This window comes from Ruania suaedae, assembly GCF_021049265.1.
Taxonomy (GTDB): domain Bacteria; phylum Actinomycetota; class Actinomycetes; order Actinomycetales; family Beutenbergiaceae; genus Ruania; species Ruania suaedae.
Window position 1 is genome coordinate 3076019 of the sequence record NZ_CP088018.1, and the last position, 15386, is coordinate 3091404.

Below are 15386 nucleotides of genomic sequence, written 5' to 3' on the forward strand. Positions count from 1 at the left end.
CGGCCGGCCGCGCAACTTAAAGTGGAGCGTGAGGCGGTCAGGCCCAGCCGAGCTCGTGCAGGCGCTGGTCGTCGATGCCGAAGTGGTGGGCGATCTCGTGGATCACGGTGACCGCCACCTCCTCGGCCACCTCGTCGACCGACTCGCAGAACCGCAGTGTCGGGTTGCGGTAGATGGTGATCCGGTCCGGCAGCGAGCCGGCCGCCCACCACTCCCCCCGCTCGGTCAGCGGGGTGCCCTCGTACAGCCCGAGCAGGTCCGGGTCCTCGGACTCCGGCGGCGGCTCATCCTCCACCAGCACCACCACGTTGTCGATGTGCCGTGCGAGATCGGGCGGGACCATGTCGAGGCCCTCGCCCACGGCGGCCTCGAAGTCCTCGCGCGACATCTCGATCACTGCGGCAGTGTCTCATCCGGCCGTGCGAACCCCGGTCGCCAGCCCCCCCCCGACGGCGCCCGGAACGAGCGTGCGCCACGTCACCTTCGGCCGTTTTGCTCCGACGGCCCGACGTGTCATATGCTTTCCGAGGTTCTGGGGCGTCGGACGGCGTCACGGGCAACCGGGCCCCCATCGTCTAGCGGCCTAGGACCCCGCCCTTTCACGGCGGTAGCACGGGTTCGAATCCCGTTGGGGGTACACAATTTCATAGCAAGACACGCGAGGCCCCGTAGCTCAGTTGGTTAGAGCGCCGCCCTGTCACGGCGGAGGCCGCCGGTTCAAGTCCGGTCGGGGTCGCGGTTCAATCGCCCGGTCACCACCATGGCCGGGCGATTGTGTCAAGGCTCTGTAGCTCAGTTGGTAGAGCGTTCGACTGAAAATCGAAAGGTCACCGGATCGACGCCGGTCGGAGCCACCGAAGATCACTCAGCCCCGCCCGGCATCGCCGGAGCGGGGCTGAGTCGTCCGCAGCAGCGAGGGCCGGCCGGCGGTGCACTCCATGCCTCATCAACGCCCCTCACCGCGCGCCACCGCCGTTCATCCGTAGACTGCGTGTTGCCGAAGCGCGACCGGCGCGGTTGAGTAGAGACGTGAGCGCCAGGCGCATCGCGTGCAGGCACCAAGCAAGCGAGAGGTGAGAAACGGTGAGTGAGAGCAGGACGACCTCAAGGACGGCGGAGGAGCCGTCCATCGGTTCCCTCGTCGGGAAACTCTCGGAGACCCTCTCCCGACTGATCCGCGACGAGCTCCAGCTCGCCCAGGCGCAGATCGCCGAGAAGGGCAAGGCGATCGGCATGGGCGCGGGCCTGCTCGCCGGCGCCGGGGTGTTCGCGCTGTTCGGTCTCGGCTGGCTGCTGTTCACGGTCTACTTCGCCCTGGCCGGCACGTCCCTGCCCGAGTGGGCGGCCGCGCTGATCGTCGCCGGTGGGGTGCTGCTCATCGCGGCGATCCTGGGGCTCGCCGGGAAGTCGCTGATCTCGAAGGCGCCGGGTGTCGAGGCCAAGGAGAACGTGATCAAGGACGTCGAGGCGATCAAGCAGGGAGTCGGCAAGTGAGCGGCGAGAGCGAGCGCAAGCGCAGCGCGGCACAGATCGAGGCCGACCTGGCCGCTACCCGTGAGGAGCTGACCCGGACGGTGGACGAGCTCTCGGAGCGAGTCGACCCGCGCCGTCAGGTCAAGGAGGCCACCGAGAAGGCCCGCACCGAGGTGTCCTCGTTCGTGGCCGGCCTCAAGGCCGGGGATCCGAAGGCGATCGGCATCGCCGGTGCCGCTGCGGCCACCGTCCTCGCGATCGTAGGGTTGTCGGTCCGGCGACACCGGACGTGATCCATCCCACGGCGTGAGATGGATCTCCTCGCACAGCGGCGCGGATAGACCTCGCCGGTTGGCTCATGGGTCCATCCCCGCGATACGCTCACGTCACGACATATGACCATTCCCGGCGTCACTACGTCTCGTACGGTGTGGCGCTGGCACCAACGGTGGAGGGGGTCACGCCATGGGGCGCGGCCGTCAGAAGGCAAAGCAGACGAAAGTCGCTCGGAAGCTGAAGTACTACAGCCCCGAGACCGACTACAACGCGCTCGAGCGCGAACTGGCTTCGTCGACGCAGACCGACCTCGCGGACCGGTATGACATACCGCCCGCCGAGGACGAGGACGACTGGCAGTCGCCACCTACCCGCTGAGCGGTGCCGTGGCGGCGCTCAGCCGGTGCGGTACTCCCCCAGTAGCCGCACGCCGCCGCCTTGCACGCCCTTGGTGCCACTGACGATCTCGGTGTCGTCCGCGGCAGCGACGTCTTCGGCCGGGCGTACCCGGCCGAGGACCCACGCCGGTACGTTCCGGTCGGCGCACAGGGCGATCGCGGCGTCCACTCCCTCGGCAGGGACCACGGCCACCATCCCGATGCCCAGGTTCAGCGTGTTCTGCAAATCTGACCACGGCACAGAACCGAGCCGGCGCACGAGATCGAATACCGGCGGGACCACCCAGGAGGACCGGTCCACGTCGGCGACCAGGCCCGCGGGCAGCACCCGGGCCAGGTTGGCGGCCAGCCCGCCACCGGTGACATGCGTGAACGCATGCACCCCGACGCGCTCCGCGCGGGCCAGCGCCAGGCAGTCCGCGGCGTAGACCCGCGTCGGCTCCAGCAGCTCGGCACCCAGGGTGCGGCCGAGTTCGGGGACGTCGCGGTCCAGTTCCCAGCCGGCCACGGCGATCACGCGCCGCACCAGGGAGTACCCGTTGGAGTGCAGCCCGCTCGAGCCCATCGCCACGAGCACGTCACCGGCCTGCACCCGCTCCGGCCCGAGAACGGCGTCGGCTTCGACCACACCGGTCGCGGCGCCGGCCACGTCGTACTCCTCCGGCTCCAGCAGACCGGGGTGCTCGGCCGTCTCCCCGCCCACGAGGGCAGTCCCGGCCACCGAGCACGCGGCGGCGATACCGCGCACGACGTCGGCGATACGTTCGGGCACCACCGACCCGCACGCGATGTAGTCGGTCATGAACAGCGGCTCGGCACCGACCACCACGATGTCGTCGACGACCATGCCGACGAGATCGAAGCCGATGGTGTCGTGGATGTCCATCGCCTGCGCCAGTGCGACCTTCGTGCCGACACCGTCGGTGGAGGTGGCCAGCAGCGGCTGCCGGTAGCGGGTGAGGGCACTCGCGTCGTAGAGCCCGGCGAAGCCACCGACCCCGCCGAGCACCTGCGGGCCGTGCGTGGCGCGCACGGCATCCTTCATCAGTTCGACCGCTCTGTCCCCGGCCTCGGTGTCGACGCCGGCGGAGGCGTAGGTGATCGGCTGGTTCATGGGTGCACCAGCGCTCCCGAGCCGCCGGCCGACACCGAGAGGCTGCGCAGCCCGTCCTCGGGCGCTCCGAGCGGGAGCTCGTCCTGGTCACCGAGCTGGGTCGCGGCCTCACGCTGCTCGACGGGTACCGGGTACTCGCCGGTGAAGCAGGCGGCGCACAGCTGGCTCGCGGGCTGCTCGGTCGCGGTGATCATCCCCTCGGTGGAGATGTAACCGAGCGAATCCGCGCCCAGGCCCTGGCCGATCTCGTCGGCGGTGAGGCCGTTCGCGATGAGCTCGGCCCGGGTGGCGAAGTCGATGCCGTAGAAGCAGGGCCACTTCACCGGCGGCGAGGAGATCCGCACGTGCACCTCGGCCGCACCGGCCTCGCGCAACATCCTGATCAGGGCGCGCTGGGTGTTGCCGCGCACGATCGAGTCGTCCACCACCACCAGCCGCTTACCGCGGATGACCTCACGCAGCGGGTTGAGCTTGAGCCGGATGCCGAGCTGACGGATGGTCTGGCTGGGTTGGATGAAGGTGCGCCCGACGTAGGCGTTCTTCGTCAGACCCTGAGCGAAGGGGATGCCGGACTCGGTCGCATAGCCGATCGCGGCCGGGGTTCCCGACTCGGGCACGGGGATCACCAGGTCGGCTTCGGCCGGGTGCTCCCGGGCCAGAGCCCTGCCCATCTCGACCCTCGCCGCGTTCACCGAGCGTCCGGCGATCGTGGTGTCGGGCCGCGCCAGGTAGACGTACTCGAACACGCACCCCTTCGGCTGCGCCTCGGCGAACCGGGTGGTCCGCAAACCGTCCTCGTCGATCGTGATGAGCTCACCGGGCTCGATCTCCCGCACGAACGCCGCCCCGACGATGTCCAGGGCCGCCGTCTCGGAGGCGACCACCCAGCCACGCTCGAGCCGGCCCAGCACCAGCGGCCGGATGCCCTGCGGGTCCCGGGCGGCGTAGAGGGTGTTCTCACTCATGAAAGCCAGGGAGAAAGCGCCACGCACCCGCGGCAGCACCTCCAGCGCCGTCTCCGTGAGGCTGTGGTCCGGGTCGCCCGACAGGAGCGCGGTCAGCACCGTGGTGTCGGAGGCGCAGTCGTCGAGGGCGCGATCGCGCACCATCGTGCCGTAGCGCTCGCGCACCAGCTCGATCAGCTCACCGGTGTTGGTCAGGTTGCCGTTGTGACCGAGCGCCAACGTGCCCGAGGACGTCGGCCCGAGCGTGGGCTGGGCGTTCTCCCAGGTGCTGGCACCGGTGGTGGAGTACCGCGCATGGCCGAGCGCGATGTGGCCGGTCAGCGAGCGCAGCGCCATGTCGTCGAAGACCTGGGAGACCAGGCCCATGTCCTTGTAGACCAGGATCTGCTCACCATTGCTGGTGGCGATGCCGGCCGACTCCTGCCCGCGGTGCTGGAGTGCGTACAGCCCGAAATAGGTGAGCTTCGCCACCTCCTCGCCGGGGGCCCAGACTCCGAAGACCCCGCAGGCGTCCTGCGGGCCCTTCTCGCCGGGGAGGAGCTCATGAGTGAGACGACCATCTCCACGTACCACGGCTCCATGGTCCCACACCGCGAGCGTGCGTCCAGCGCGCACGCGTACGTCCCCCGGATCGACGGCGTGGCACCGCTCACGCCAGCGAGAACCTCACCCGCCGGGACTCGACGTCGACCTCGGACACGCGCACCCGGACCAGCTCGCCCAGCGGGAGGCCCGCGCCGGTGACCTCGGCACGCACGGCCGGCTCGGTGAGCACGACCGTGCCGCGCTGGACCTGCGCCCCGGCGGAACCCTCGGGACCGTCGGAAGCTGCGCCGTCGGAGGCGTCGCCGTCGGGGGCATCCACCGCCACGATCACGCCCTCGAAGACCTGCCCGACGCGGCCCTGCAGCAGCACCGCCTCGACGGCGTTCACGCAGGCACGCTCGTAGGCGGACGAGCGCTGGGCCGCCCGCCCCATCACCCCAGGCAGGTCCGGGAGCGCCTCGCGCACCCACTCGGGCACCACAGTGCCGGCGCTCGCCGCGAGGCAGATCTCGAGACCGTACCGGTCCACGAGGCGCCGAAGCGGCGCGGTGACGTGTGCGTACTCCGCAGCGATCGCCGAGTGCGGGGACGGCGGTGGTGTGCCGGTCTCGGCGTCGCCGGTGCTGTCGAAGGTGACATACCCCGCACCGCGGAAGAGGCTGGTGGCTTCCTGCAGGAACGCCGCGTGCGCGGGCACCGCGGAGTCGAGCCCGGAGAGCACCTCACCGTAGGGCCGGCCCTGCGGCCACTCGATACCCAGGCCGCGAGCCGCCCGGCGCACCCGTGCCACATCCTCCGGGTCGGCCGGCGGGAGCGTCCGCAGGATCCCCACGCCGGCGGTGCGCATGAGACCAGCCGCGGCGATCCCGGTGAGCAGCGAGATCTGCGCGTTCCACTCCTCAACGTCGAGCTGCGCGCGCTGGACGAGCCGGTACCCACCCTCGGTAGCCACCACCTCCTGCTCGCGGATCGCCAGCGACGCCCCACCCCGGGCACGTTCCTGCGCGAGCCGCAACTGCCCGATCTCACGCAGGAGCACCAGCACCTGGTCCAGTTCGTCGGCCGGGGCGCCGCCCGCCGAGGCGATCCGGCGATCGGCCTCCCGGTAGTCCAGCTGCGCGCGGCTGCGCACCTGCGCCCGGTGCACCTGCGCCTCGACCAGCGCGCCGTCGCCGTCGAGCCGGATCTGCCAGACGCACGCGGGCCGCCTCCGGCCGGCCAGCAGGCTCGCGGCCTCCTCGGAGAGCACCTGCGGGTGGAGCGCGATCGAGCCGTCCGGACCGTAGAAGGTGACACCGCGGTCTGCGAGCTCGGCGTCCAGGGCGCCGCCGGGCCGCACGAAGGACGCAGGATCGGCGATCGCGTACTGCACGAGGTACCCATGCTCGGCGCGGGACAGATGCATCGCCTGGTCGAGATCGCGCGCACCGGGCGGGTCGATCGTCAGGAACGGCACGTCGGTCAGGTCGAGGCCGGCGTCGCTACCCTCAGCCGCTGCCCGCTCGGCTTCGGCGATCGCCGCCTCGCTGAAGGGTCCGGGCACGCGCTGCTCCGTGCGGATGCGCTGCAGCAGCGGATGGACGGCGTGCTCGGCGGCTGCGGAGAGCCGGACCCGGCGTCGCTGCGCCGGTATGGTCATCGGGCCCGCCGGTCGAGGAGCAGCGCGGTGAGGCAGGCGAGCAGAATCCCGACCGGCGCCAGGGTCAGGGCCACCACCACGAACAGGCCACCGTGGCCCAGGTACTGCGTGGAGTCGGCGAAGGGCGTCACGATGGCGGCGAGGACCACACCGATCAGCCCGCCCAGCACGGCGAAGTTGCGATAGCGCGGTGCACGCCGCACCCGCGAGCGGTCGAGGGACTCCACGATCCGGCGCTCCTCGCCGGTCTCGCCGCCGGCGGCGCGGACTGGATCGTCGTCCTCGACCGCGTCCTCGACCTCGGCGCCCGGCTCCTCGTCACCGATCTCACCGAAGCCGGCGACCTGGGTGCTGGTGTCGTCAGCGCTGGACTCGCCGGGGCCGGTCTGTTCGGGTCCGGCCTCGTCAGGAGCGGTCTGTTCGGAATCCTGGTGCTCAAGGCCGTGGCTCTCAGGGCCGGGCTCAGCGACGCCGTCACGCTCATGCGGCTCGTGGGTGCTCACCGGACCACTCTAGGACGAGCGCCGGCCGCGGTCGGCTCCTGCTCGACGTCCAGCCACGGCCCGCCGGCGTGCACCGCCGTCAGCCCGCATGAGGCCACAACGGCAGCAGCTCACCGAGATCGGCGCGCGAGCCCGAGGCGGAGACGGCGCCGGTGGCGCGGGCCTCCTCCCAGGTCAGGTCTCCGGTGGCGAGGGCGAGGAACGTCCGGGGATCGGTCTCGACGACGTTCGGCGGGGTGCCACGGGTGTGCCGCAACCCCTCGACCACCTGCACGACGCCCGCCGGCGGTACCCGGACCTCGACCGAGTGCCCGGGAGCCCGGTCACCGAGAGTCTGCAGCGCGTAGCGCACGGCCAGCGTCAGCACGGCACGGTCGGCACGGTCGGCGTCAGCGGCACGCCACCGGCTCACCGCGGCCTCACCGTCGGTCGGATCGATGCGTCGTCGGGCCACGGACGCCGATGCTACCGGGGCCGCTCCCGGCGCAGCAGACTTCGCTCTCGGAGAACGGTGGGACTCCACCCCCACAAACCGGCCGAAGTGTTGTAGGCTCAAACATGGTTGCAGTGAATCGCACGTCGGACGCCCCAGCCTTGCAAGGCTCGGGGCGTTTTTCTTCACCAAGAAGAGTTGACGCCGGCACCGTGGCTGATTCGGACCCGACAGTCGGGTTCGAACTCTGAATGATGGAGAAACGCATGACCGTAGGCACCGTGAAGTGGTTCAACTCTGAGAAGGGGTTCGGCTTCATCGCCCCCGAGGACGGGTCCGCCGATGTGTTCGCGCACTACTCGGCCATCCAGGCTGACGGCTACCGCTCGCTCGAGGACAACCAGCGCGTCGAGTTCGAGGTGACCCAGGGCCCGAAGGGCCCCCAGGCGTCGAACATCCGCCCGCTCTGAAACTAGCGCAGGACGCTCCCCAGCGGAGCTCACTGCACGACCCGGCCGCCGTTGGTACGTCCGACGGCGGCCGGTCGTCGTTTCCGGCCCGGATCTCGCTGACCCGGTCAATACTTCTCACCACCATCACCGGGTGCCAGCACACCCCATCACCATGCGAAAGGGGTGTGCGATGACCGCCACCGCCGAACGCCCACGCGACGCCTACGTCAGCCAGTTCAGTGCGCTGACCAAGCAGGTCCGCGAGAGCGGCCTGCTCCGCCGCCGTTACGACTACTACTGGCCTCGCCTGATCGGCGCCGCCCTGGCGCTGGCGGCGATCATCGCCGCGATCGTCCTCATCGGCAGCAGCTGGTGGCTGCTGGCGCTGGCCGCCGTGATGGGCGCTGTGATGACGCAGATCGCCTTCCTCGGCCACGACGCCGCCCACAAGCAGATCTTCACCTCCGGCAAGTGGAACGACTGGACCGCGCTCGTCCTGGCCAACCTGTTCGTCGGCCTCAGCCACGGCTGGTGGCAGGGCAAGCACTCCAAGCACCACGCCAATCCCAACAAGCGTGGCTCGGACCCGGACATCGACCTGCCCTACGTGACCTTCACCCCCGAGCAGGCCGACGAACGCCGCCGGCACCCGGCCATCGACTGGTTCCTCAAGCGCCAGGGGTGGTTCTTCTTCCCCATGCTGCTGCTGGAGGGCCTGGACCTGCACGTGACGAGCACCAAGAGAGTGCTCGGGCGCGCGCCGCTGAAGCGCCGCACGGTGGAGATCGTCTTCCTGGCGATCCGGCTCATCGCCTTCCCGGTCTTCCTGTTCCTGGTGCTCTCCCCCGGGATCGCCGGAGCATTCCTCGGCGTCCAGCTCGCCGTCTTCGGCGTCTACATGGGCGCCTCGTTCGCACCCAACCACGTCGGTATGCCCGTGATGCCCAAGGACATGCGCCTGGACTTCCTGCGCCGTCAGGTGCTGATGAGCCGCAACATCACCGGCGGCCGCTGGGTGGACACCGCGATGGGCGGGCTGAACTTCCAGGTGGAGCACCACCTGTTCCCGAACATGCCCCGCCCGCACCTGCGCACGGTCGCACCACTGGTGCGTCAGTTCTGTGCCGAGCACAAGGTCGACTACACCCAGACGAACCTGTTCCGCTCCTACGGCATCGTCGTGCGCCACCTCAACGACGTCGGTCTCGGCGTCCGCGACACCTTCACCTGCCCGCTGGTGGCGGCGTACCGCTGAGCAGGAGGCCCCACCCGCGCGGTGGCGGCCACGCTCACCCGGCTGACATACAGATGCCCCGGACCCTGTGAGGGCCCGGGGCATCTGTATGTCAGGGATCAGCCCCGCGCGGCCGCCCTGCGCCGCATGATCATCACCACGCCGCCTGTCATGGCAAGGCCGAGGGCGATGAGCACGAGCGTCCACATCCCGCTCGCTCCCGTCTCGGCCAGATCGCCGTCGGAGCCATCGGACCCGCCGGCACCATCGGAGCCATCAGTGCCATCGGACCCATCGGAGCCGTCGTCACCGGCACCCGCCTGCGAAGCCACCTGCACCTCGAGCACCAGTTCGGTGCCATTGACCGGATCGGTGACCACGAGGTCGACGACACTGACGTCGTCGCCCCCGGCGGCCTGACGGTCGCCCTGACCACCGGCGACGCCGAACACCTCGGGCACGGTGACCCGCACCTCGGCGCTGCCGACGAGGTCGGTCCCGTCCACCGGGGTCGCGTCGAGGGCCGCCGGCTCGGTCGTGACGCCGCCGAGCGAAGTCTCCAGTGCCTCCGGCACCGGCTCGCCCGTGGAGAAGACGAACGAGGCGACGTCGACGGCGATCTCCTCGCCCGGCCTGTAGACGGCCGCCGGGTCCGAGACCCAGGTGGCCGCCACGGCGCGCTGGCCGTAGTCGGGAGAGACCGTCCCGACCTCGTCGAAGTAGTCCACCATCGCCGCCAGGTCCACCTGACCGGAGTCGGCGGTCGAGGCACCCTCGGTGAACACACTGAACCCGTCCCCACCCGCGGCGAGGAAGGAGTTCGTCACGATCGTGTACACGCCGTCGGGGTCGATCGGCATGCCGTCGAGGCTCATGCCCACGATCCGCTCCCCGAGCGGGGCGCTCGGGTCGTAGACGTAGCTGAATCCTGCCGAGACGCCCAGGTGGAGCTTGGTCTCGGCGTCACCGTCCAGGCGCCACTGCTGCTCGAGCAGCTCGGCGATCTGAGCACCGGTCAGGTCCATCGTGACCAGCGTGTTGGCGAACGGCTGCACACCGGCGGCCTCCGCGTAGGTGACCACCCCGGCACCCTCGTCGCCGTCGGCGTCGTAGCGCAGGTCGTCGCGCAGCCCACCCGGGTTCATGAACGCGATCTGCGTGCCCGGGTTGGTCCGCTGCGCGGCCCAGAGCTGCACGTCGGAGACGAAGTTGCCGAGAGTCGACTCACCGGCCCGGTTGGAGCCCGGCTCGCCCGAGGTCCCGACGGCGCGGTTGAGATCCGCCGTCACCTCGCCGAGCGGGACACTTCCGAGCTCCTCGGCCACGTCCACCGCGTCGTCCACGACATCCTGCACGTCCGGGTCACCGGCGCAGAACTCCTCGCGCTCGATGCCCTCGTCGGCGTCGCCGACCACCGGCACCAGGTCCACGTTCTGCGCCTGGCTCGCCACGACCTCACCGGTGGTGGGGTCCACCGTCAGCTCGAGCTGGCCGAGCAGCTCGCCGTACTGGCGGGCCTGGGTGACCCACATGCCGTCGACGTCGTGGGTGTAGGTCTGGTGGGTGTGGCCCGAGAGGATCGCGTCGATCTCCTCGTGCGCGCCGGCCACCAGGTCACCGAACGGCGAGCCGTCGGCGCTGGAGAGCTCGCCGCCCGGTGCGCCCTCGTGGGCGAGGACGACGATCACATCGGCCTCACCGTTGGACTCGTCACCGTCGGAGAGCTGCTCGGCGTAGCGGTTGGCCGCCTCGCCCATGTCGGTGAACGTCAGGCCCTCGATGCCGGCCGGGGAGACCAGCGTGGGCATGTTCTCGGTGAGGACGCCGATGAAGCCGACGGAGACGCCACCGGTCTCGGTGATCCAGTACGGGTCGAAGGCCGGCTCGCCGGTCTCGTCCACGATGTTCGCCCCGAGTAGCGGGAAGTCCGACGCCGGGATGACCCGGTCGGTCACGTCGTCCTGACCGCGGTCGAACTCGTGGTTGCCCAGGGCGGAGACGTCCAGGCCCATCATGTTCAGCACATCGATGGTGGGCTGGTCGTCCTGGATGAACGAGGTGAACGTCGAGGCACCGATGTTGTCACCGGCGGAGACGAACAGCGTGTTCTCGTTCTCGGCCCGGTAGGAGTCCACCGCGCACGCGAGCACGGCGGCACCCGCCGACTGCCCATTGGCCTCGATGCGGCCGTGGAAGTCGTTGATCGAGAGGATCTGCAGGTCCACCAGGGTGTCGGTGACGTCCGGCACGTCGATCCCGACCAGGATCGGGTCGTGGTCGGAGGCCCGGAACTGGGTCCCCGGCTGGACGTGCTCACTGGCGAAGTAGTTGTAGCGCGAATACTCCGCGAGCACCGACTCGGGCGAGTTGATGCTCCAGATGTCGGCACCGGTGACCCGCTCGGCGGCGGTGTCGTTGGCGTAGATGTGGTCGAGCGAGCCGACCTTGCCGTCGAAGACGTAGGTGGTCTCACCGTTGTTGAGGTTGGTGTACCCGGCGTCCTCGATGGCCAGGGCCGGCAGTTCGGCGCTGTAAGAGTTGAAGTCACCGGTCAGGAAGATGTCCTCGACACCGGCCTCGTCGGCCACGTCCTCAGCGAACGCGGTCAGGGCCTCGGCCTGGTCGACCCGGTCGCCCTCGAAGCAGCCCTGCGGCAGATCCCCGCAGTCGCCACCCTTGGACTTGAAGTGGTTGGTCACGGCCACGAAGGAGTAGTCCGTCCCGACCGCGGTGAACGCCTGCGCGAGCGGCTCGCGGGCGTTGTCGAACGCCGGGTCGTCGACGAGCACGACCGAGTCCCCGGCGAGCTCCACCGTGGCGGGGTTGTAGATGAAGGCGTTGCGAATGACGTCCTGGTCCGCGAGCGACGGCAGCTCGGACGGCGAGGTCGCATAGGCCCAGCGGTCCGCTCCGGCGTCGGCGTTGAGCGCCTCGACGAGCGCGGCGAGCGAGGCATCGCGATCGTCACCGAACTTCACCGAGTTCTCGATCTCCTCGAGGGAGACGACATCGGCGTCGAGGCCGTTGATCGCCTCGACGATCTTGGCCTGCTGGCGCTCGAGGTTCTCGACGTTCCACGCGCCGCGGGGGCCGTCGTCGGGCTGGCAGCGGTTGACCGTGAGGGGGTTGCCCTCGCGGTCGTCGTAGGAGCCACAGCCGGGCACGTCCTCACCGAGGGTGGTGAAGTAGTTGAGTACGTTGAAGGTGGCGAGCACCAGGTCGCCGCCGACGTCGGCCGGGGTGGCGTTCGCGGCCTGAGTATTACCACCGGCGAAGGTCACCAGGTCATCGGCGGTGCCGGTGACCGGCTCGGTGGGCTGGAAGTTCCACTGGTAGCGGTGATCGACGATCACCGGCTCGTGGAACTCCACCGCCACGCCGGTGCGCAGGTCCGGGTTCCCGGTCAGGTACGGGACCTCCTCGTTGTCCTCCGTTCGAGCCGACCGCCCGTCGTCCAGGGTGACGGCGCGGGCCGCGTTGTCGGCGACCGCAGCGTCGTACTCGGCGGTTCCCGGAGCGGCGACGTCAGTCTCCTGCACGAGCGGACCGTTGAGGCCGAGCCCGACGGTGCCGAAAGCAGTCCGGCCCCAGCCGCCGAGCCCATAGGTGTCTGAGACGACGTAGTCGGCCACGGGAGCGACGAGCATGCCCTCGAGGGTCTCGCGCTCGGCGTCGGTGGCCGGCATGGTGAAGTCCTCGATCGGCAGGACCGGGTCGGTCTCGGTCTCGAGGATCTCCAGCCCCCCGCTCCCGACCGTGATCTGGGTGCTGGCACCGTATTCCAGACCGGCCTGCGGGTCCGGGTCGTACTCGCCGACCGCTCCCTGCACCCGGACGTAGTCACCGATCGCGACCTGACCGGCCGTGCTGGGGGAGTAGACGAAGATGGCCTCGGACGCTGTGATGCTCGCCGGGTCGACCGCGCCGCCGGTGCCGGGGGTCTGAATGTAGTAGCCGTTGAAGTTGCCCTCGGGGTAGGCAGCGGTGGCAGGGTAGGCCGCGGTGACCACGCCGCTGGTGGTGACCGTCTGGCCGACGAGCTCGCTCTCGACACCCGTGCCCTGGATCTGCGCGATGCTGTGGGTGTCCTCGGCCGGGACCTCGGGATCTGGGTCCGGATCCGGGTCCGGATCGGGGTCCCCGCCGTCGGAGCCGTTGACGGCCCCGAAGGTCTCCTCCAGCGGCCCGGTCCAGGTGCCGTCGATGCGCTGCAGCGACAGGCCGATCGGTGTGCTGTTGGACTGCTCGACACCGATGTCGGTGCTCGTCATCCCCTCCGCAGCACCGCCCGCGGCGGTCAGCACTCCCTCGTAGGAGAGGAACTCCACGACGGTGCCCTCGGCGTCGATCAGGGCGATCCCGTCTTCCTCGCCGTTCTGGATCCCGTTGGACGGGTACTCGGCCACGAGCACGCCGGCAACGCCGTCACCCTCGTTCACGGTGCCCTCGAGCGTGCGGGCGTCGTAGACCTGCGAATTGCTGCCGTTGTAGAGCTCGAGGCTCCACCCGGTCAGGTCGGTGCCGACGGGCGCCTGGATCTCGATCGCCTCACCTTCGTCGGTGCCGGCGTTGTCGTAGTGCAGCTCGCTGATGAAGATGTCGCCGGTGCTGATCAGGCGGGGCGCCGGGCCGGGAACGGCCGAGACGGCCGCGGCCGGGGCGGCGATACCGAGGCCGAGCACGGCCGCGGATGTCACCGCCACCAGCGGTCGGGTCAGACGGGGGGATACGGGCATGGGACTTCCTTCGAGTCTCGGGGGCTCTCGAAACGTAACCGGCACCACCCACACCCGGGCACCCCGAAAGCGGTCCGGGAGGAAGAATTCCCCAGACCGTCACCTGCTCGTCATCCAGGGCGCAGGCACCCTCCGCTCAGCTGCGCGTGACCGACGCCCTCGACTCGCTGTCCGCCTCCGCCGCGGCCCGCACCGCAGCGGCGATCGCGCCGTGCAGATGCTGGTGGAACACGCTCGGCACGATGTAGGTGGCGTTGAGCTCCTCCGGGGTGACCACCTCGGCCAGGGCCGTCGCCGCGGCCAGCAGCATCTCGTCGGTGATCCGGGTGGAGCGCCCGTCCAGCAGCCCGCGGAACACCCCCGGGAAGGCGAGCACGTTGTTGATCTGGTTGGCGAAATCGCTGCGCCCGGTCGCCACCACCGCCGCGTGACGGGTCGCGATCGCCGGGTCGATCTCCGGCAGCGGGTTCGCCATCGCGAACACGATCGAGCGCTCGGCCATCCCGGCCACATCGGCCTCGGTGAGCAGATTGGGCGCGGAGACGCCGATGAACACGTCGGCGCCGACGATCGCGTCGCGCAGCGTGCCCGGGTACTGCTCCCCCTCGGTGGCCTCGGCGATCCACCGCAACGACGCGTCGAGGCCCTCCCGGCCCGGGTGGATGACGCCGTCGATGTCACAGGCCACCACGTGCTTGGCCCCGGCGGCCAGCATCAGCCGCAGGATCGCCGACCCGGCCGCTCCGGCGCCGGACTGGACGATGCGCACGTCCTCGATGCGCTTGCCCACCACCTTGAGGGCGTTCTGCAGCGCTGCCAGTGCCACGATCGCCGTCCCGTGCTGATCGTCGTGGAAGACCGGGATGTCGAGCTCCTCGCGCAGCCGCGCCTCGATCTCGAAGCACCGGGGCGCCGAGATGTCCTCGAGGTTGATGCCGGCGAAGACCGGCGCGATGATCTTCACGGTCCGGACGATCTCGTCCACGTCCTGGGTGTCCAGGCAGATCGGAAAGGCGTCGATCCCCGAGAACCGCTTGAACAGCGCCGCCTTGCCCTCCATCACCGGCAGGGCCGCCGTCGGGCCGATGTTCCCCAGCCCGAGCACCGCCGAACCGTCGGTGACCACGGCCACGGTGTTGCGCTTGATGGTCAGGCGCACCGCGTCCTCCGGGTGCGCGGCCAGCTGCTGGCTCACCCGACCCACCCCGGGGGTGTAGATCAACGACAGATCATCACGGTGGCGGATCTGCATCTTCGGCTGGATCTCGATCTTGCCACCCAGGTGGGCAAGGAAGGTCCGGTCCGAGACCCGACCGATGGTGACGCCGTCGATGTCACCCAAGGCGTCCACGATGTGTTTGGCGTCGTCCTCGCCACCCGTGGCGCAGGTGACGTCCACCTGCAGGCGGTCCACGCCCGAGGCCGAGACGTCGACCGCCGTGACCACACCGCCGGCACGCTCGACCGTGGTGGTGATCGTGCTCACCGCCGAGGGCTGCGCGGGCATCTCCAGCCGGACCGTGATCGAGTAGCTGACGCTGGGGGTAGTCATCGTGGCTGTGAACCTTCCGTCGGGCGGTACGCATCGTTGCGCACCTGGTGCTCGCATGTCGCGGT

General features: G+C 70.0%; 13 protein-coding genes and 3 tRNA genes. 8 read left to right on the forward strand and 8 right to left on the reverse strand.

The features are described from left to right. Positions 1-37: 37 nt before the first annotated feature. The gene (locus LQF12_RS14225; protein WP_231055621.1) at positions 38-388 is read right to left on the reverse strand and encodes a metallopeptidase family protein; all 351 of its coding nucleotides are present in this window, start codon (positions 386-388) and stop codon (positions 38-40) included. A gap of 176 nt (positions 389-564) precedes the next feature. Between LQF12_RS14225 and LQF12_RS14230 the strand changes: the two genes are divergently transcribed. The 6 genes from LQF12_RS14230 (at position 565) to LQF12_RS14255 (ending at position 2127) form a co-directional block, all read left to right on the forward strand. Further along, a tRNA-Glu gene (locus LQF12_RS14230) sits at positions 565-637 on the forward strand. 25 nt (positions 638-662) lie between these two features. Further along, positions 663-736 (forward strand) — tRNA-Asp (locus LQF12_RS14235). Positions 737-781: 45 nt separating this feature from the next. Next, positions 782-854 (forward strand) — tRNA-Phe (locus LQF12_RS14240). Positions 855-1083: 229 nt separating this feature from the next. Next, positions 1084-1494 carry a phage holin family protein gene (locus LQF12_RS14245; protein WP_231053561.1) on the forward strand — a complete coding sequence of 137 codons (411 nt, stop codon included), beginning with the start codon at positions 1084-1086 and terminating at the stop codon, positions 1492-1494. Then, the gene (locus LQF12_RS14250) at positions 1491-1766 is read left to right on the forward strand and encodes a DUF3618 domain-containing protein (RefSeq protein WP_231053562.1); all 276 of its coding nucleotides are present in this window, start codon (positions 1491-1493) and stop codon (positions 1764-1766) included. The genes LQF12_RS14245 and LQF12_RS14250 overlap by 4 nt, the downstream gene beginning before the upstream one ends. A 172-nt stretch (positions 1767-1938) precedes the next feature. Then, positions 1939-2127, forward strand: a complete 189-nt coding sequence (locus tag LQF12_RS14255; RefSeq protein ID WP_231053563.1) for a DUF3073 domain-containing protein — start codon at positions 1939-1941, stop codon at positions 2125-2127. 18 nt (positions 2128-2145) lie between these two features. On the opposite strand, the gene purM is transcribed toward LQF12_RS14255, so the two are convergent. The 5 genes from purM to LQF12_RS14280 all read right to left on the reverse strand — a co-directional run bounded on the left by purM (position 2146) and on the right by LQF12_RS14280 (position 7368). Then, positions 2146-3261: a phosphoribosylformylglycinamidine cyclo-ligase gene (gene purM, locus LQF12_RS14260; RefSeq protein ID WP_231053564.1), complete on the reverse strand. Its 1116-nt coding sequence runs from the start codon at positions 3259-3261 to the stop codon at positions 2146-2148. Then, complete coding sequence (gene purF, locus LQF12_RS14265; protein ID WP_231055622.1) at positions 3258-4799, reverse strand: amidophosphoribosyltransferase; 1542 nt, start codon at positions 4797-4799, stop codon at positions 3258-3260. Before purF ends, purM begins: the two co-directional genes overlap by 4 nt. A gap of 76 nt (positions 4800-4875) precedes the next feature. Then, the gene (locus LQF12_RS14270; RefSeq protein ID WP_231053565.1) at positions 4876-6411 is read right to left on the reverse strand and encodes an RNB domain-containing ribonuclease; all 1536 of its coding nucleotides are present in this window, start codon (positions 6409-6411) and stop codon (positions 4876-4878) included. After that, entirely contained in the window at positions 6408-6914 is a 507-nt protein-coding gene (locus LQF12_RS14275; protein WP_231053566.1) for a hypothetical protein, read from the reverse strand. The genes LQF12_RS14270 and LQF12_RS14275 overlap by 4 nt, the downstream gene beginning before the upstream one ends. Before the next feature lie 79 nt (positions 6915-6993). After that, entirely contained in the window at positions 6994-7368 is a 375-nt protein-coding gene (locus LQF12_RS14280) for a sterol carrier family protein (RefSeq protein WP_231053567.1), read from the reverse strand. A 245-nt stretch (positions 7369-7613) separates the two neighbouring features. Here LQF12_RS14280 and LQF12_RS14285 point away from each other — a divergent pair, with 245 nt between their 5' ends. Further along, the gene (locus tag LQF12_RS14285; protein ID WP_089773186.1) at positions 7614-7817 is read left to right on the forward strand and encodes a cold-shock protein; all 204 of its coding nucleotides are present in this window, start codon (positions 7614-7616) and stop codon (positions 7815-7817) included. Positions 7818-7989: 172 nt separating this feature from the next. Then, positions 7990-9054: a fatty acid desaturase family protein gene (locus LQF12_RS14290; protein ID WP_231053568.1), complete on the forward strand. Its 1065-nt coding sequence runs from the start codon at positions 7990-7992 to the stop codon at positions 9052-9054. Between the two features lie 98 nt (positions 9055-9152). Here the strand turns inward: LQF12_RS14290 and LQF12_RS14295 are convergent, their stop codons facing one another. Together LQF12_RS14295 and LQF12_RS14300 are read right to left on the reverse strand one after the other, a co-directional pair. Further along, positions 9153-13769, reverse strand: a complete 4617-nt coding sequence (locus LQF12_RS14295; protein ID WP_231053569.1) for an ExeM/NucH family extracellular endonuclease — start codon at positions 13767-13769, stop codon at positions 9153-9155. A gap of 136 nt (positions 13770-13905) precedes the next feature. Beyond that, a complete protein-coding gene (locus LQF12_RS14300; RefSeq protein ID WP_231053570.1) occupies positions 13906-15321 on the reverse strand; it encodes an NAD-dependent malic enzyme in 1416 nt (471 codons plus the stop codon). Positions 15322-15386 lie beyond the last annotated feature (65 nt).

Excerpts from the sequence above, each read along its gene's own strand:
- LQF12_RS14255 (WP_231053563.1), top strand. The coding sequence starts at position 1,939 with ATGGGGCGCGGCCGTCAGAAGGCAAAGCAGACGAAAGTCGCTCGGAAG.
- purM (WP_231053564.1), bottom strand. The coding sequence starts at position 3,261 with ATGAACCAGCCGATCACCTACGCCTCCGCCGGCGTCGACACCGAGGCC.
- LQF12_RS14225 (WP_231055621.1), bottom strand. The coding sequence starts at position 388 with ATGTCGCGCGAGGACTTCGAGGCCGCCGTGGGCGAGGGCCTCGACATG.
- LQF12_RS14300 (WP_231053570.1), bottom strand. The coding sequence starts at position 15,321 with ATGACTACCCCCAGCGTCAGCTACTCGATCACGGTCCGGCTGGAGATG.
- LQF12_RS14270 (WP_231053565.1), bottom strand. The coding sequence starts at position 6,411 with ATGACCATACCGGCGCAGCGACGCCGGGTCCGGCTCTCCGCAGCCGCC.
- LQF12_RS14295 (WP_231053569.1), bottom strand. The coding sequence starts at position 13,769 with ATGCCCGTATCCCCCCGTCTGACCCGACCGCTGGTGGCGGTGACATCC.
- LQF12_RS14290 (WP_231053568.1), top strand. The coding sequence starts at position 7,990 with ATGACCGCCACCGCCGAACGCCCACGCGACGCCTACGTCAGCCAGTTC.
- LQF12_RS14285 (WP_089773186.1), top strand. The coding sequence starts at position 7,614 with ATGACCGTAGGCACCGTGAAGTGGTTCAACTCTGAGAAGGGGTTCGGC.